Raw genomic sequence first — 17569 nt, 5'->3', positions numbered from 1 at the left:
ACTATATAAGCAGCAAATGATTTATTGACTTAATGTCATCTAACTATTTATACTGTTTGTGAAAGGATGAGGATATGATATGAAAAGTCACGAAACTTTGACGCTGATTGAAGAAATAACACGGAAAGATGGAACAAAATATTTTGAAATATCAAATATGGTTCAAAATGGTAGGGCAGAGTTAGCAGTACAGAGGGATTTGATTAAAGATGTCAGAATTTTACAGCTTAACATTCCACGTTCAACGAGTGTTATCGAGTATGAGAACTACATAAACGAAAACTTTGAGATGCCTGAAGAGCAGTTCGATCATTTTGAAGAATGGACAAAAACGGAAGAAATAGAAAAGATTGTCAAACAAATTTTGATTGAAAATCACATTTCTTAAATTTATGGAAAAGGCATTAAGACTAAATATATAAAAAACATTCCTTTACACAAACGTTACAATAAAGTGACGTTTATCTTTACAATCATGTAATAGAATAATGTTTGTAACAACGAAAGGAAGAAGAAAAAAAATGAAAAAGCTCACCAAAATTGCTACAGTTATTATTGCCGCTTCGGCTATCCTTGTGGGATGCGGGAAATCTAATTCAAGTTCATCATCTTCATCTGCTTCAAGTAAGGCAGTATCAGGTAAGATTACAATTGTTGGATCAACAGCATTGCAACCATTAGTAGAAAAAGCTGCGGAAAATTTCCAAACGGATAATTCTAAAGTAAGTATTACTGTCCAAGGTGGAGGTTCTGGAACAGGTTTAAGCCAAGTTCAATCTGGTGCAGTAACAATTGGTAACTCAGATATCTTTGCACAGCACAGTGATGGTATAACAGCAAGCAAGCTTCAAGACAACAAGGTTGCCGTTGTGGGAATGGCTCCTGTGGTCAACAAGAGCGTGGGTGTTAAGAACTTAACAATGAAGCAATTGCGTAACATCTTTACTGGTAAGATTACCAACTGGAAAGATGTAGGTGGTAAGGATCAAGACATCGTTTTAATTAATCGTGCAGAGGGTAGTGGTACACGTGCAACCTTCGAAACAAATGTTATGAATGGCGAAACAGCTGCTAAATCTCAAGAACAAGATTCAAACGGAACTGTTCAAAAGATGGTTGCTGAAACACCAGGTGCTATTAGTTACTTAGCATTTTCATACGTTACTTCTAGTATTCAAGAAGTATCAGTTGATGGTGTAAAACCAACTGATGCAAATGTAACAACAAACAAATGGAAAATTTGGTCATATGAACATATGTATACAAAAGGTACACCAAATGCAGCTACAAAAGCATTTCTTGACTACATGAAATCTGACAAAGTTCAAAAGAGTTTGGTTAAGGAACTTGGTTACGTTTCTATAAGCAAGATGAAAGTTCAAAAAGATGCAAATAATAAAGTTACGGATATTAAATAACAAGTTGTAATAGTTTTAAGGTTACCGCATTAGACAATGACGGTTAATGGGGGTGAACTAAGTGAAAATTCATTTAGTTTACTCCCAAATTTTGGTGGAGAGGTGATTTTAATGGATCCTATCAAGGATAAGATTCAAAGTACATCAAAGGAAACAAGACAAGATATAATTGGTAAAATTCTATCGTATTCATGCATATCATTAATAGTGATTGTTGTGTTATCAATTTTTGCTTTCGTTGCAACGAAGGGACTGGCAACTTTTGTAGTTAATAAAGCAAATATAGGAGATTTTCTCTTTGGAACAAATTGGAATCCTTCCGCAACAGACAAAGCTGGTAATCCACTTTTAGGAGCCTTACCAATGATTACGGGTTCTTTTGGGGTAACGATTCTAGCGGTTATTTTTGCGGCTCCCTTTGCAATTGGGACAGCATTGTATATGACAGAGGTAGCTTCTAAACGTGGCGAAAAGCTTTTACAAAGTGTTATTGAGCTTTTGGTAGGAATTCCTTCAGTTGTTTATGGTTTTATCGGTTTGTCCGTAGTTGTACCATTTGTTAGAACACATTTGGGTGGATCAGGATATGGTATATTGTCTGGAGCATTCGTGTTATTCGTAATGGTTCTTCCAACTGTTACATCAATGACTGTAGATAGTTTAAGAGCGGTCCCACGTTACTACAAAGAAGCTTCCTTGGCATTAGGTGCGACAAAATGGCAAACTATCTATAAAGTTCTTCTACGTTCGTCAACATCTGGTATTTTAACTGCAATTATTTTTGGTATGGCTCGTGCATTTGGTGAGGCACTTGCTGTTCAGATGGTTATTGGTAATGCAGCGGTAATGCCTAAGGGGTTATTGTCACCGGCATCAACCCTGACAAGTGTACTTACAATGGGAATCGGGAACACAGTTATGGGTACTGTGGGTAATAATGCGCTTTGGTCACTTGCATTAATGCTTTTATTAATGTCATTGGTCTTCAACATTATTGTAAGATTTATTGGACGCAAAGGGAGAATGTAATATGAAAACAAAATTACAAAATAATATAGCTATTACAGTTATTCGTGTCATTGCTGGGCTAGTTGTTTTAATTCTAGCTTTCTTATTAGGTGACATTTTAATCTCAGGTGTTCCGCATATTTCCTGGCACTTTTTGACTGCTGCATCACAAGCTTTTACAAGTGGTGGAGGTATCGGGGTGCAATTATTTAATTCTATTTATTTATTATTGTTAACTTTAATAATTTCTTTTCCAATTTCATTAGGTGCAGGAATATTTCTGTCTGAATATGCTCCAAAGAATATGTTTACTGCTACAGTGCGGATGGCAATTGAAGTCTTAAGTTCACTACCATCAGTTGTTGTGGGGTTATTTGGATTCTTATTATTTGTTGTTCAGATGGGAATGGGCTTTTCAATTTTGTCTGGTGCAATCGCACTTACGTTCTTTAACTTACCTTTACTAACTAGGAATATTGAAGAATCACTAAGAGCAGTACCTGATCTCCAAAGAGAAGCGGGCCTAGCTTTGGGATTGTCGAAATGGAAAACAGTAACTAAAATTATTTTACCAGAAGCACTTCCTGGAATTATAACAGGTGTTGTCTTAGGTGCTGGTCGTGTCTTTGGGGAAGCAGCTGCTTTAATTTATACTGCTGGTCAAAGTGCAACTAATATTGATTTTGGTAACTGGAACCCGTTCAACACAACCAGTCCACTTAATTTGATGAGACCAGCCGAAACTTTGGCAGTCCATATTTGGAAAATTAATTCTGAGGGTGTTATGCCTGATGCGGCAGCGGTCTCAGCTGGATCATCTGCTGTTTTAATAATTGCGGTTTTGATTTTCAATTTTTCTGCACGTTTGATTGGTAATCAAGTATATCGTAAATTAACAGCAACCAAGTAGGAGGATTCGTTGATGGGTATTAATAAATATGATTTTAATGAAAAAAATATTTTAAAATTTGATTCTAATGAACATGAACTTGCGATTGCTACTAAGAATTTACAAGTTTTCTATGGTGATAATCATGCACTTTTTGATGGTGATTTGGAATTTGAAAGATATAGAATTACGTCTTTAATTGGTGCTTCTGGATCGGGTAAATCAACATATCTACGCTCATTAAATCGGATGAACGACAATGTTGCCCGAGTAGAAGGTGAGATTCAATATCGTGGATTGAATGTCAATTCAAAGAAAATTAATGTTTATGAGATGAGAAAACACATTGGGATGGTTTTTCAAAGACCTAATCCTTTTTCAAAATCTATTCGTGAGAACATTACATTTGCTTTGAAAGAACAAGGTTTGAAAAATAAGAAAAAATTAGAAGAGATTGTTGAAAGCAGTCTAAAAGATGCCGCTCTTTGGGATGAAGTTAAAGATGATTTAAATAAAAGTGCATGGTCATTATCAGGAGGCCAACAGCAACGTCTTTGTATTGCGCGCACAATTGCTATGAAACCAGACATTTTACTGCTTGATGAACCAGCTAGTGCTCTTGATCCGATTTCAACAAGTAAAATCGAAGAAACCCTAGTTGAGTTAAAGAAGCGTTATACTATTATTATAGTGACGCATAACATGCAACAGGCTTCGCGAATTAGTGATTATACTGCTTTCTTCCATTTAGGTCATATTCTAGAATATGATAAGACAAAGCATATTTTTACAACACCAAAAGTCACAGCAACAAATGACTATATTTCTGGGAACTTTGGCTAGGAGGCGCTGATATGGAAGAATTTATTACTACAAAAGATATACATTTGTATTATGGAAAAAAAGAGGCTTTGAAGGGGATTAATCTAGCATTTCCGGCTAAAGGGATCAATGCATTAATTGGACCATCTGGTTGTGGTAAATCAACTTATTTAAGGACACTTAATCGGATGAATGATTTAATACCTTCTGTTACAATGACAGGAAGCATCAGAATTAATGGTCAAGATATCTATAGTCCAAAGATGGATACAGTTGATCTCAGGAAAAAAGTTGGAATGGTTTTTCAACAGCCTAATCCATTTCCTTTTTCAATTTACGAAAATGTTACCTACGGATTGCGTATAGCTGGAATTAAAGATAAGCAGTTATTGGATGAGCGTGTCGAACAAAGTTTAAAACAAGCTGCTGTTTGGGATGAAGTTAAAGATGATTTGCATAAAAGTGCACTTTCCCTTTCAGGTGGGCAACAACAACGTGTTTGCATTGCGAGAGTGTTGGCTGTTCAACCTGATGTCATTTTACTTGATGAACCAACTTCAGCACTTGACCCAGTATCAAGTGGTTTAATCGAAGATATGCTTTTAACAATTAGAGATAATTATACTATTATTATAGTGACACATAACTTACAACAAGCTTCAAGAATTTCCGATAGGACCGCTTTCTTCTTGAATGGAGAATTAATTGAAGAAGGAAAAACAAAAGGGGTATTTCTGAACCCGAAGAGACAAGAAACAGATGACTATATTAGTGGACGATTCGGATAGGCACAAGGGGGAATTAAGATGAGAAAAATTTTAGAGAAACAAATTGAAAATCTGCATCAAGATTTTGCTAAAATGGGCTTTGATGTTGCAAAAGCACTTGAAAATGCAACTAGTGTTTTTCAAAATCATGACGAAGAACTTGCCAAAAAAGTCTTGGAAAATGATTTTGCAATAAATGAAAGTGAAATTTACCTTGAAAGAAAAACTGCTCAAGTTATTGCATTACAACAGCCTGTTGCTAGTGATCTAAGAGTGTTAATCACAATATTAAAGGCAAGTTCAGATTTAGAAAGAATTGGTGATCATGCTGTAAGTATTGTCCATTCAGTCAAGCGAATTAGTGAAGAAAATCGTAATAAAGAAATTGAGGAATTGTTGGTGGCAATGAGCCAGCATGTCCACAAAATGTTATTGGATGTAATTGATGCTTATGTTCATAATGATGAAGAAAAAGCACGAAGCTTGGCCGATAACGATGAAGTGAATGATGACTACTTGCGTCAGGTTAGAAGAAAAGCACTGAATGCAATGCAGACTGATTCTGATTTTGTGGGTGTTGGTTCAGAATACATGGTGATGGCTACTCATTTTGAAAGAATGGGTGATTATATAACTAATGTTTCTGAATGGATTGTCTACACAAATACGGGAAGAATTGTTGAATTGGGGCCAACCGAGGCTACCAAAAGCAATTAATTAGTTGGGCAAAATGAATAAAATTTAACATTTTAAAACCTGTTTTTATGGGATTCGTTAATGATATTAGAGAGGCTACACAAAACATGATAGTTTTGGTGGTCTCTTTTTTTATAAAAAAGGATTGTACTAGAAAAAAATTTGTGATACTTTTTACATAAATGAAAACAGTTCTCATTTAGAGGTGAATTAATCAATGAAGACGTTAGCTGAAATTAATAAAAAAGGTAGTTATATTATTACGGAGATACTTGGAAATAAGAAATTGGTAAGGCGGCTTAATGAGATTGGAATTGTGAATAATACAACAATTACTTTATTGAGTGGAACTAGCGATACAGGTAAAGTAATCGTTTTGAAGGGACAAAGGCTAGCGTTAAATGAATCACTTGCAAGTAATTTACTTGTGATTAGTGCCGATGAACAACGAGACGATGAATTGAAGAGATTATCCCAGTTGGGTGTCGGTGATGAGGGAATTGCTATCAAAATTAATGGCTCTCGTCCTTTAAGAAGACGGTTATTGGATATGGGATTGACAGGACATACCTTGATTAGAGTTTGTCAAATTGCTCCGTTGGGTGATCCAATAGAGATTGAATTACGAGGATATAAGTTGAGTTTACGTAAAGAAGAAGCTGATTATGTGGTTGTTAGGAGTGTGGAGAAATGGGAAATGTTGCCCTCGTAGGAAATCCCAATAGTGGGAAAACGACTCTTTTTAATTTGCTTACTGGTTCAAACCAAACAATCGGCAACTGGCCAGGAGTTACGGTTGAAAAAAAATCTGGAAAATTAAAAACAAATGCTAGTATTATTATTCAAGATTTACCAGGTACATATTCCTTGTCACCCTACAGTATAGAAGAAAGAGTAACTAGGAACTTTATAATAAGTCAGCAACCTGATTTAGTTGTTGATGTAGTTGATTCAACCAACTTAGAAAGAAACCTATACTTAACATTGCAACTAATGGAGACTGGAACTCCATTAGTCCTAGCGTTGAATATGATGGATATTGCTGAAAAATCAGGAAAAAAAATAAATATAGGGAAGCTTTCTTATCTTCTATCTCTAAAAATCGTATGGATCAGTGCATTAAAAAAGAAAAACATTCAGAAATTAGAAAAAGAAATTGAAAGTAATCAGGCAGAGTACACCTATCCAGAGTATGATGAACGACTTGAAAGTGCTCTGAGCATGATTCAAGATACAATCAGGAGTATCGTACCAGCAGATAAGCTAAGATGGTATGCAATCAAGTTGTTTGAATGTGATGAGCAAATCAATGAAGAGCTTCAGCTTAATGAAAAAAAGAAAAAAGATATTAAAGCAATAATTGAAACAGCGGAAGAGATATTTGGTGAAAATAGTGACAGTATAATTGTCAATGCACGTTATGATTTTATTTCAAAAATAGTTGAGATGTCAGTGATTTCTACAGATGATTTTCAAGCAAGTTTGAGTGATAGATTGGACGTGGTTTTGACCAATCGCTTTTTGGCTTTACCTATTTTTGTTTTAGTCATGTGGTTAATTTATTATTTATCTATTCAGACAATTGGTACTATGGGGTCAGATTGGGTCAACGATGTTCTTTTTGGGGAATGGATTCCCAATTATGTAACTTCTATTTTAAAAAGTTTACAAGTCGCAGGCTGGATGCAGGGACTGATTGTTGATGGAATAATTAATGGGATGGGCTCAATTTTGGGATTTGTTCCACAGATAATGATGCTGTTTTTGTGTCTGGGTATTTTAGAAGATTGCGGCTATATGGCAAGAATTGCCTTTGTAATGGATCGAATATTTCATAAATTTAATTTGTCAGGAAAATCATTTATTCCAATGTTAATTTCTACGGGATGCGGAGTTCCTGGAATAATGGCGACGCGAACAATTGAAAACGAAAAAGATCGAAAAATGACAATCATGCTTACGACTTTTATGCCCTGTTCAGCTAAATTAACTGTGATAGCACTTATTTCAGGGACTTTTTTTCCAAATCAAAGTTGGATAGCGCCTTCCGCATATTTTATGGGAATGCTTGCAGTTGTTGGTTCGGGAATTTTTTTGAAAAGAACTAGATTGTTTTCTGGGCCACCACTACCTTTTGTGATGGAATTACCAGCATATCATTTTCCAAGAGCAGCGAATGTCTTGAATCAGGTGATTAATAGGGCAAGTGGCTTTATTAAAAAAGCTGGAACAATTATTTTTGCTTCATGTGTCTTGATTTGGTTTCTTTCGAATTTTAATTTTAGATTACAAGCTGTTTCACAGTCAAAAAGTATGTTGAAGACTTTCGGAACAATCTTAGCACCACTATTTGCTCCCTTGGGTTTTGGAGATTGGCGGGCTACCGTTGCGGTTATAGCTGGTTTAATTGCAAAAGAGAATTGTGTTGGTACACTTAGAATTGCGTTTGGAAGCGGGACAGCAACAGCCTTTGCAGAATCATTGAGAGGTACATATTCAGCAATGGCGGGCTATTCGTTCTTAGCATTTAATTTACTTTGTGCTCCATGTTTCGCTGCAATTGGTACAATGTATAAAGAATATGGGGATGTAAAATGGACACTGAAGGCCGTAGGGTATCAGACGGCCGTTGCATATTTAGTAGCTTTATTGCTATTTCAATCTTACCAACTAGTTAATAATAATATTAGTTGGCAGGCTGTTACAGCAGTTTTAGTAGTCATTGCTGTATTTGCATATTGTTTGGTTATTAAGAAAGACAAAAATGAGCAGATATTTGAAATTCAAGACGAAATGAAAGGAAGTACGATAATATGATTGCTACAGTTATTTTGGCATTAGTAATTTTTTCAGCATTCTTTTATGTAATATATTCACGTTTTTTGAAGAAGGGTAGTAGCGGTTGTCATGATTGCGAAGACGTAGGTTGCCCACTTGTGGATACACGTAAAATAAAGAAGCACCATTGAGAAGGTTCTCATTAATGAAAAGTTATGCTATTAGTACTAACCTTTTGTGAAAACTTTCAAATATTAATTAGAATTGTCATGAAAATGTGTTAGAATATAGACGTACTCAAAAGAGTAATATAATTTAGGAGGCTGTTTTATGTCAATCGTAAACGGTAATGGAATCTTTGATGCTGCTCGCTCAGGTCACTATGCAGTCGGAGCATTCAACACAAATAACTTGGAATGGACTCGTGCAATTCTTGCTGCTGCGCAAGAAACAAACACACCAATCTTAATTCAAACATCGATGGGTGCTGCAAAGTACATGGGTGGATACGAATTATGTCTTAACTTGGTGCAACAAACTGTTAAGTCAATGGGAATTACTGTTCCTGTTATAATGCATCTTGATCATGGTAACTATGAAGCTGCTAAAGAATGTATTGAAGTAGGATATACATCCGTTATGTTCGATGGTCATGATCTTCCATTTGAAGAAAACTTGGAAAAGACTAAGGAAATTGTTGCTTTAGCACATGCTAAAAATATCACAGTTGAAGCAGAAGTTGGTTCAATTGGTGGTGAAGAAGACGGAATTATTGGTGCTGGTGAATTAGCTGATGTTGAAGAAGCAAAACAAATCGCTGCTACAGGTGTTGACTACTTGGCATGTGGTATTGGTAATATCCATGGTAAGTACCCAGCAAACTGGACAGGTTTGAACTTTGATCGTTTGAAGGAACTTGCTGATGTTATCGAAACACCACTTGTATTGCATGGTGGTTCAGGAATTCCTAAGGAACAAATCCAAAAGGCTATTGCAATGGGTGTTTCAAAGGTTAATGTTAATACTGAATGTCAATTAGCATTTGCTGCTGCAACTCGCAAATATATTGAAGCTGGTAAGGACGAACAAGGTAAGGGTTACGATCCACGTAAACTTCTTGCACCTGGCGCACAAGCAATCACAGATGTTGTTAAAGAACGCATTGAATGGTTTGGTACACCAGAAGCTAAATAATTTATTAAAAAACAACCTTTTAAAAGGTTGCTTTTTTTAGTTAATAAAAAGAGGTAGGGCCAAAAGTTAAATTTTGACTCTACTTCTTTATTTATTCCATCTAATTCGAATTACTATTAGCAAAGCACTCGCTATATTCATAACTTTGAATTGCTATTCAATTATCCTGACTTATGCCATACTCTCTTTTTTAAATTAATATAATAAAATGTAAAAGTTTATTAATTAGCATGAATATATAGTAATGGTCAATCAAAAAGCGCTACAATGTAGCATATAAAATAACGACTCTTGAATAGAGGCTAATTAGTTTTAGAAATTCTTTGTAGATTTACAAGCTTTTCGCCAATCATCTTGTAGATAACTGCATGAATTGCAAATTGTTCTGTTAATTGAATCATATTTTCATTAAATGAGTCTACTTGAGGGGAGTTTGTGAGACTAAAACTTGATAAAGTACGATTGAAAAGATTAGCAAAATAATTGTATGAATCTGCAATTGACATATCTTTTGTAGACTGCTTTATACCACTGCGAATGGTTTCGAGAGGATAAATTGACTTTAAGAGACTGATTACAACCAGTTCTGCAACATTTGTGGTTGTATATTTCTTTTTGCTGGGTCGCTCCATTAATCCTTTTTTTACGTAACTATTAATCATTGAAGCAGTTATTTTTACATCAATGAAGTTCTCCAAGTAACGATTACCTAAATTTACAAGTTGGTCCATGTACAAATCAAAATCAGGAAATTCATTCCAGAGTGGTAATCTTTCCTCACTAAAAGCTTTCAACCATTTTTCGAATTCATTATGCATTGAAAAAACCTCTTTCATCAATTAGATACCTTAAGTATAGCACATGTAGTAATCTAAATCTAAAATTAAAATTTTAATTTTATGTTACCTAGACTTCAAATCTATGTTATATTAACTGTATAACCAGTTGATGTTAGGAGAGATAAAAATGAACACAAAAGAAAGATTGTTAAATGAAATTTGGAGCAGTATCACTCATGGTGTAGGAATTACGCTAAGTATAGCAGCCGTTGTCTTGCTAATAATTAAAGGTGTAGCAGAGCACAGTGGGATAGTTTTGACTTCGTTTTTAGTATACGGGATCTCTTTGATGACACTATATATATCATCTACGTTGTTTCATTCATTGTATTTTACAAAAGCAAAAACGTTCTTTCAAACGATGGACCATTGTAGTATTTTCATATTGATTTCAGGAACATATACGCCATACTGTTTGTTAGCAATTAGGGGTAATCAAGGAATTTGGATGTTGAGTATTATTTGGATATTGTCAGTACTTGGCATATTATTTCATTTATTTGTGCATAATAGTAAGTTACAGTGGGTTGAAACTTTAACTTATGTATTGATGGGATGGTTATGTTTATTAGGAGCTAAGAGTTTGTTCCTTTCACTTGGTACAATTGGTTTCGCACTTCTATTTATAGGAGGATTGATGTTTACTTTTGGCGCGGGTGTTTATAGTATCAAAGGTGTAAAGTATGCACATGTTTATTGGCATATTTTTGTTATGCTAGGGTCAATTGCCATGTTTTTCTCTATCTATCTTTTTCTATAAACAACAAAGGTTACAAAAATAGTTAAACTTGTGGTAATGTATTATAATTATTAATAACAAAGTGAGGATGATTCAAAATCGCATTTAAGTATTATGTTGTGTCCCGTGGTAGAAAACCTGGAATATATAAAACTTGGTCTGAGTGTCAAATGCAAGTCCAAGGTTATCAACAAGCTCGATTCAAGGGTTTTAACAATTTGTCTGAGGCAAAGGGCTGGTTAGACAATCCAGAGCAATTTGTTCAAAAAAAGACAAGTCAGGTTAATAGTAAGCAAAGACACTTAAGTGAAGCAGACATTGTTTTGTGGACAGATGGTGGTTCACGAAATAATGGTAATAAGAAGGGACAACATGTAAAAGCAGACGATAAAGCTGCTTGGGCATTTTTGTTTGTTGAAGGTGAAAAGAGATATTCTGCTTCTGCTGGCGAGTATGGTGCTACTAATAATCGGATGGAGATTATGGCGCTTCTTAGAGCGCTGGAAGAATTGGAAAATCAAAAGTTGAATAACAAGCAAATACTAGCAATTCTTGATTCAAGATATGTCCTTGATGCTATTAATAAGAATTGGCTGTCTAATTGGAAAAAACGTGGTTGGAAGACTTCAAATGGTACAGCAGTGGCCAATCAAGAACTTTGGCAAAAGATTGCAACACAATTGCTTGAATTTCCTAATATTGTTTTTAGTTGGACAAAAGGTCACTTGGATAATGAAGGTAATTTATTTGTTGATGAATTATTGAATAAGACAATGGATAAAATGTAGTGGAGGTAGCGAACTTGAAAACATTGGTGGTCGTTGCACATCCAAAAATTAAGGAATCCAGCACACAACAGTTTTTAAAGGAAACAGCAAAAATTTCAGAAAGTGTCACATGGCTGGAACTAAATGACGTGACTCTGAGCGAAATTACTAGAAACAGAACATTGTTACATGAAAATCAGCGAATTATTTTTCAGTTTCCATTGTTGTGGTATAGCGCACCTGGGATCTTGTTTGAATGGCTGAGGATAACCATCCAGCAAGATGATGAAACTTGGTTAAAGTGTAAGGAATTGGGAATTGTTGTAAATATTGGTCAATCTGAGAAATCTTATCGATTAGGTGGCAGCGAGAAGTACTCTCTCTCAAGTTTACTTAGTCCGCTAGGTGCGTTGGCAAATAGATTAGGATTGACATTAATTCCTTATTTTGTTATTGAAAAATTTGCATATCAGACTGAGACAGCTAAAAAAAAGTTGTTGATAGCTTATTTACAGTATCTGCAGTTAAATCAACCGATTAATTTTAAAGAAAGACAGGCATGGGCAATCAAGTTTTTGAAAGAGTTAACCGTTAATGAGAATAATTCTATGATAAGGTTAGTCCTTGATAATTTTGTTGAACAGGCAGACAGGCTATCTGAATTAAAAACTGAAATTGATTTGATAAAGAAAGTTGATGACAATGACTACTAGTGAATGGTTAACAGCAGAAGTAAGTAAGTTAGCTGCAAAAGAAGAGGATTATAAAAAAAGAGCTTTTTTTGAGTATCTTACTGAACTTTGTGAGGAGCAGGGAAAACGAATTGAACAGGCAGAAAGTGAATTAGATGGTCGTTTATGGAATCCACAAAAATGGTAAGTTGAAGGGAAGTGTTTTGTACTATGGCAGTTAATGAGAAAAATTTACAATTTGAGATTGAGGATAAACCATTTTCAAGAGTTTTAGTGGCAGTTGATCAAGATGATTCGAGTTCTTCAATTAAGGCATTTCAATTTGCAGTTACACTTGCATCCAGAAATAAAGCGAAGTTAGGAATTGTCTCAATACTTGAATTAGAGGATTTAAATGTTTTTGAGGCCCTTAGTCCTGAAAAAAGAAATGAAATCAGTAGTTCTTTGCTTGCAGATGTCAATGTTTATGTCAAAATTGCAAAGGAACATGGTGTTAAGGAAGTTGAGGGTTTTGTAGCAGAGGGGAAACCAGCACCTACAATTATTTCAGATATTATCCCAACTTTTAAACCAGATGTGTTAGTCTGTGGATCAAAAACAAAACATGTAAGTAAACGTGAGAAAATTTTTATTGGTTCTCAAGCTAGTTATTTGGCACAGAATTCTCCATGTTCGGTTTTAGTAATACGGAAGTAGTTAATTTTAATATGCAAAAGAATTATTTCTGCAATATTTTTGTGGTATGCTATAAATTAAAATAATTAATATGAGGTGGTCAAAATCAAGCATAAAGTAGCGTTAACTGTTGGGGGAATAGTGGTTTTTTTAATTGCAGCAGTCCTTGGTGGTTACACATACTATCGTTCAACTCACTTTAATAAGAACATACAAATAAATGGTGTTTCAGTTGGTGGTTTAAATGAAAAAAGTGCTCTTGCACAATTGAAGTCTGAGAAGATAGATAATAATGTCTATTTGAATGGAAAGTTATTACTTGAGGGTAAGAAGACAAGTTCTGGATTTACCCAGAAGGATTTAAGCAAAATTAGACAGTTGCTTAAAAAACAATGGACCTTTCTGCCAGAATCAAGAAAAATAAGCTATCAGATCACACCGTCAAATGTGAGTAATTATAGAACCAATGTTATTAAACCAAAATTAAAGCAATTATTAGACAAGAAAAACAGCAAATTAACTGCAGCAGTTGATTCACATGCGGTCTTGCGCTACGGAAAGATAACATATACTGCTTCAAAAAAGGGAAATCAGTATAATGTAGCTAAAATTTTAACAGCATATGATAAGCAAAAAAATCAGCCTACTACGAATATAAAGAAGTTTGTTATTCAACCAGTAACAAGTTCAAGTAATCAGGTAAAAAAGCAAAAAGAAAAATTAGAGACTTTAGCAAAACGGACGGTTGTGTATAAGGTACAACAAACAAATTATACTTTAGCGGCTAAAGATGTAATTAATCAGGCAACATATATTGGTGATAAGTACCAAATTTCTCAAGATGGGATAGTAAATGAGATAAACGATATTAATAACAAGCAGGCCACTCTTCAAAAGTCAATCTCTTTCAAGACTCATGCAGGAGATACGGTGAATGTTCCTGGTGGTACGTATGGTTGGGCTCTTAAGACCAGCGATTCGTATGAAACAATCAGTGCTGCTTTTATTAATAATAAAAGTGAGGTTGACGCTGCCTCTGACATCTATGGAGTTGGTTATCTGACCTATGGAACTGGATACGATAATTTAACAAATGATGGCATTGGTACGACTTATGCAGAAATATCAATTCAGGATCAAAGAGCGTGGTTTTATATAGATGGAAAAGAAGTTTATACAACTAATATTGTAACGGGAAAACATAGTACAAACGAAGATACTCCAACAGGTGTTTGGTATATAATGTACAAACAGTCCCCAGCTACATTAGAAGGTAGCGAAGTTGGGAACGCGAATTATTCTGTGAAAGTTAACTATTGGGCTCAATTTACTAGTAGTGGATGTGGATTCCATGATGCTAGCTGGAGAACCGATTGGTCAAGTACAGCATATCTGACTAATGGTTCCGGTGGATGTGCGAACACGCCAAGTGCTAATATGGAGAGCGTGTATAACAGTCTCTCACAAAAAGAAGCCGTGGTTGTTTATTAATTTACTTTAGTTATTTTGTATATTATGTTATTATTTGAGTATGGGGATGTTTTGGATTCGACAGGTATAGGTCGAGCTTGGACTGCGCTTCGTAGTTGCGTGACGTAAAGACGCTCAGTTAAATATAACTGCAAAAAATAATAACAATTCTTACGCTTTAGCTGCCTAAGCGCGCTTTAGTGTAGATCTGCCCGATATCGTCCATGTATCGGTTTCAGGTCCTAAATTAAGTGGACTTACGCTGAATGCTCCCATCTGAAGTTGACAGAAGAGATTAATCAGATTAGTCATTGATGTTAGCCTTGTCGTATGGCGCGATTAATGATGAATTTTAAATGATATGACTATGAGCGTAGATGTTTAAGTGCCGATATGCTTGGACGCGGGTTCGATCCCCGCCATCTCCATATGAATTGAGGGTTGTTGAATTATTAATGAAATTCGACAACCTTTTTTGTTATAAAAATATCTGGTTTTTTTATTTCTTTTCAGAAATTTCAAACAAATGCCACATTTTTAGTATAGGATAACTTGTTAGTGACAGTTTTAGCTTTTCGGGGTATGAAAGCATAAAAAAAGGATGGGTGGATAACTTGAAATTATTAATGATTGAAGATAACAAATCTGTTTCTGAAATGATGGCAATGTTTTTTAAAAAGGAAGATTGGCATGTTGAGTATGCTTATGATGGACTTGAGGCACTATCCAAGTTTAAGGAGAGTCCAACAAGTTGGGATATGATTACGCTTGATTTAAATCTTCCTGGAATGGACGGGATTCAAGTTAATAATGAAATCAGAGCTATCTCAACAACCGTTCCTATTATTATTTTGACAGCACGTGATTCAGAAAGTGATCAAGTGTTGGGGCTTGAGATGGGAGCAGATGATTATGTTGTTAAGCCATTTAGTCCAATTACTTTGATTGCAAGAATCAAGGCTTTGCATAGAAGAGCTGCTTTAACTAATAATCCGGTTTCGGTTGAGCAAGAAGACGATGATGCTTCTTTTGATGTTATCACAGATCATTTTAAACTAAGTACAAAAACAAGAGAAGCGTACCTTTATGATAATATAATTAAGGATCTCACACCTAAGGAATTTGATCTTTTGAAGACCTTATCACAAAAACCAAGACAGGTTTTTTCAAGGGATCAATTATTGCAGTTAGTTTGGCATTATGAATTCTATGGTGATGAAAGAACAGTTGATGCACATATTAAAAAGTTACGACAAAAAATTGAGAAGGTAGGACCACAGGTAATTCAGACAGTTTGGGGGGTAGGATATAAATTTGACGACCTTGAGGTGAAGGAATAATGAAGTTAATTTATCAGCAAATGCTTGCCTTTTTTATACTAATTATGACCCTTCTACTGATTTTGGGATTTTCTTTTTTTCATATAACACGCGAAGTAATTTATGAAAATACATGGCAACAATTAGAGGGGTATGCTTATAGTTTGAAGAATCAATCAATGATGATTCAAACACGAAAAGGTAAACAAGTTTTGACTTTAAATGTTGATAAATTGAGAACTAGCGAAGTTTTGTTGAGTAATCAACAAGTGCGTTTTACCATTTATACTAGTCGAAATGATACCTTGTATCCTAAAAAAGGATATAAATCTGCAATTTCGGCTAAAGACTGGAAGAAATTAGAAAAAGGTAAAATTTTAAGAAGAAAGAGTGATTTGGGTTGGCGTGGACCTGATAAACAAAATGTACAAAATCAACAAAGAATGACTGATATTTTAGCACCATGTTTTGATAGTTCAGGAAAACTAGTAGCTGTTATTTCTGTTGGTGCTAAAGTGTCTAGTATTCAAGAATCTTTTACCAAAATTCAAAAGAATCTTTTTTATGTATTGCTGATTTCCGCACTTTTAGGCATGCTTATTAGTTATTTCTTGGCTCATTATATAACTAAGAGAATCAGTAAATTACGAAAAGTAACAAGGGCAGTTGCAAATGGAAACTTTGATGTTAAGGTAATTGATAATAGACGAGATGAACTTGATGATTTGGCAAAAGACTTTAATAAAATGACAGTTTCCTTGAAAAAATCTAATGAAGAGATACGTCTGCAAGAACAAAGAAGACGACAATTTATGGCAGATGCTGCACATGAGATGAGAACACCATTGACAACTATTAATGGTCTTTTAGAGGGATTAGTCTACGATGCAATTCCTGAAGAAGACAAGGACAAGAGTATTAAATTGATGCGTAATGAGACAAAACGGTTGATTAGACTTGTTAATGAAAATCTTGATTATGAGAAAATCAGAAGTGGACAAATTGATTTGAGACAATCAAGTTTTAATGGAATGGATGTATTGAGAAATGTTCAAGAACAATTGCGTAAAAAAGCTGATAATTCTGGTAATAAATTGGAAGTTAATGGACCTCAAAAATTAGAAGTTTATGCTGACTATGATAGATTTGTACAGATTATTTTCAATATCACACAGAATGCAATTCAGTTTACTGAGAATGGAACAATCACTATTTCAGCTGAGCGTGGACACAGGTGCAGTATTTTTAGAATCTCAGATGATGGGATGGGAATGTCAGACGAACAATTAAAAAACATTTGGGAAAGATATTATAAAGCAGATCCTTCACGAAAGAACACTAAGTATGGTGAATCTGGTCTGGGACTTTCCATTGTTCAACAATTGATGGAGTTGCATAAAGGTAAAGTAGAAGTAACTAGCAAATTAGGTTTAGGAACTACATTCACTCTGATATTTCCTGATAAGAGATAGTCGTTTTTGTGATATGAATAATAA

The 17569-nt window shown here is 34.8% G+C and carries 20 protein-coding genes and 1 other RNA gene; 20 read left to right on the top strand and 1 reads right to left on the bottom strand.

What is annotated here, in order from left to right:
* The first annotated feature begins 79 nt into the window (after nucleotides 1-79).
* The 11 genes from G6O70_RS10715 to G6O70_RS10665 all read left to right on the top strand — a co-directional run bounded on the left by G6O70_RS10715 (nucleotide 80) and on the right by G6O70_RS10665 (nucleotide 9572).
* Nucleotides 80-388, top strand: coding sequence for a hypothetical protein (locus G6O70_RS10715; RefSeq protein WP_057869911.1), 309 nt, complete (start codon nucleotides 80-82; stop codon nucleotides 386-388).
* Between the two features lie 133 nt (nucleotides 389-521).
* Nucleotides 522-1418 (top strand): phosphate ABC transporter substrate-binding protein, encoded by an 897-nt coding sequence (locus G6O70_RS10710; protein ID WP_057869910.1) that lies wholly within the window; start codon nucleotides 522-524, stop codon nucleotides 1416-1418.
* Nucleotides 1419-1529: 111 nt separating this feature from the next.
* Nucleotides 1530-2447, top strand: a complete 918-nt coding sequence (gene pstC, locus G6O70_RS10705; protein ID WP_057869915.1) for a phosphate ABC transporter permease subunit PstC — start codon at nucleotides 1530-1532, stop codon at nucleotides 2445-2447.
* A gap of 1 nt (nucleotide 2448) precedes the next feature.
* Complete coding sequence (gene pstA / locus G6O70_RS10700) at nucleotides 2449-3336, top strand: phosphate ABC transporter permease PstA (RefSeq protein ID WP_057869909.1); 888 nt, start codon at nucleotides 2449-2451, stop codon at nucleotides 3334-3336.
* A 12-nt stretch (nucleotides 3337-3348) separates the two neighbouring features.
* The gene (gene pstB, locus G6O70_RS10695; protein WP_057869908.1) at nucleotides 3349-4158 is read left to right on the top strand and encodes a phosphate ABC transporter ATP-binding protein PstB; all 810 of its coding nucleotides are present in this window, start codon (nucleotides 3349-3351) and stop codon (nucleotides 4156-4158) included.
* An 11-nt stretch (nucleotides 4159-4169) separates the two neighbouring features.
* On the top strand, nucleotides 4170-4925 hold the full coding sequence (gene pstB / locus G6O70_RS10690; protein WP_057869907.1) for a phosphate ABC transporter ATP-binding protein PstB: 756 nt from the start codon (nucleotides 4170-4172) through the stop codon (nucleotides 4923-4925).
* Between the two features lie 18 nt (nucleotides 4926-4943).
* Nucleotides 4944-5621 carry a phosphate signaling complex protein PhoU gene (gene phoU / locus G6O70_RS10685; protein ID WP_057869906.1) on the top strand — a complete coding sequence of 226 codons (678 nt, stop codon included), beginning with the start codon at nucleotides 4944-4946 and terminating at the stop codon, nucleotides 5619-5621.
* A gap of 196 nt (nucleotides 5622-5817) precedes the next feature.
* The gene (locus G6O70_RS10680; protein ID WP_057869905.1) at nucleotides 5818-6312 is read left to right on the top strand and encodes a FeoA family protein; all 495 of its coding nucleotides are present in this window, start codon (nucleotides 5818-5820) and stop codon (nucleotides 6310-6312) included.
* Nucleotides 6291-8417: a ferrous iron transport protein B gene (gene feoB / locus G6O70_RS10675; RefSeq protein ID WP_057869904.1), complete on the top strand. Its 2127-nt coding sequence runs from the start codon at nucleotides 6291-6293 to the stop codon at nucleotides 8415-8417. Before G6O70_RS10680 ends, feoB begins: the two co-directional genes overlap by 22 nt.
* Entirely contained in the window at nucleotides 8414-8569 is a 156-nt protein-coding gene (locus G6O70_RS10670; protein WP_083481933.1) for a FeoB-associated Cys-rich membrane protein, read from the top strand. Before feoB ends, G6O70_RS10670 begins: the two co-directional genes overlap by 4 nt.
* Before the next feature lie 139 nt (nucleotides 8570-8708).
* On the top strand, nucleotides 8709-9572 hold the full coding sequence (locus G6O70_RS10665; protein WP_057869903.1) for a class II fructose-bisphosphate aldolase: 864 nt from the start codon (nucleotides 8709-8711) through the stop codon (nucleotides 9570-9572).
* A gap of 302 nt (nucleotides 9573-9874) precedes the next feature.
* Here the strand turns inward: G6O70_RS10665 and G6O70_RS10660 are convergent, their stop codons facing one another.
* Nucleotides 9875-10390 (bottom strand): DUF1836 domain-containing protein, encoded by a 516-nt coding sequence (locus G6O70_RS10660; protein ID WP_057869902.1) that lies wholly within the window; start codon nucleotides 10388-10390, stop codon nucleotides 9875-9877.
* A 148-nt stretch (nucleotides 10391-10538) separates the two neighbouring features.
* Between G6O70_RS10660 and trhA the strand changes: the two genes are divergently transcribed.
* From trhA to G6O70_RS10615, 9 genes are all read left to right on the top strand, one after another.
* Nucleotides 10539-11171: a PAQR family membrane homeostasis protein TrhA gene (trhA, locus tag G6O70_RS10655; protein WP_057869901.1), complete on the top strand. Its 633-nt coding sequence runs from the start codon at nucleotides 10539-10541 to the stop codon at nucleotides 11169-11171.
* Between the two features lie 77 nt (nucleotides 11172-11248).
* Nucleotides 11249-11938 (top strand): ribonuclease H family protein, encoded by a 690-nt coding sequence (locus tag G6O70_RS10650; protein ID WP_057869900.1) that lies wholly within the window; start codon nucleotides 11249-11251, stop codon nucleotides 11936-11938.
* A gap of 14 nt (nucleotides 11939-11952) precedes the next feature.
* Nucleotides 11953-12630 carry an NAD(P)H-dependent oxidoreductase gene (locus tag G6O70_RS10645; protein ID WP_233419167.1) on the top strand — a complete coding sequence of 226 codons (678 nt, stop codon included), beginning with the start codon at nucleotides 11953-11955 and terminating at the stop codon, nucleotides 12628-12630.
* Entirely contained in the window at nucleotides 12620-12796 is a 177-nt protein-coding gene (locus G6O70_RS10640; protein WP_223390148.1) for a hypothetical protein, read from the top strand. The genes G6O70_RS10645 and G6O70_RS10640 overlap by 11 nt, the downstream gene beginning before the upstream one ends.
* A gap of 23 nt (nucleotides 12797-12819) precedes the next feature.
* Entirely contained in the window at nucleotides 12820-13305 is a 486-nt protein-coding gene (locus G6O70_RS10635) for a universal stress protein (protein WP_057869897.1), read from the top strand.
* 120 nt (nucleotides 13306-13425) lie between these two features.
* Nucleotides 13426-14775: a L,D-transpeptidase gene (locus G6O70_RS10630; protein ID WP_258236134.1), complete on the top strand. Its 1350-nt coding sequence runs from the start codon at nucleotides 13426-13428 to the stop codon at nucleotides 14773-14775.
* 42 nt (nucleotides 14776-14817) lie between these two features.
* Nucleotides 14818-15185, top strand: a transfer-messenger RNA (tmRNA) gene (gene ssrA, locus G6O70_RS10625).
* 183 nt (nucleotides 15186-15368) lie between these two features.
* Nucleotides 15369-16094 carry a response regulator transcription factor gene (locus tag G6O70_RS10620; protein WP_057869896.1) on the top strand — a complete coding sequence of 242 codons (726 nt, stop codon included), beginning with the start codon at nucleotides 15369-15371 and terminating at the stop codon, nucleotides 16092-16094.
* Entirely contained in the window at nucleotides 16094-17545 is a 1452-nt protein-coding gene (locus G6O70_RS10615) for a sensor histidine kinase (RefSeq protein WP_057869895.1), read from the top strand. The genes G6O70_RS10620 and G6O70_RS10615 overlap by 1 nt, the downstream gene beginning before the upstream one ends.
* The last annotated feature ends 24 nt before the right edge of the window (nucleotides 17546-17569 follow it).

The organism is Liquorilactobacillus hordei DSM 19519, from assembly GCF_019443985.1.
GTDB classification, from domain to species: domain Bacteria; phylum Bacillota; class Bacilli; order Lactobacillales; family Lactobacillaceae; genus Liquorilactobacillus; species Liquorilactobacillus hordei.
Note: the sequence above shows the minus strand (reverse complement) of the source record. Positions and strands in the feature narration are given on the sequence as shown.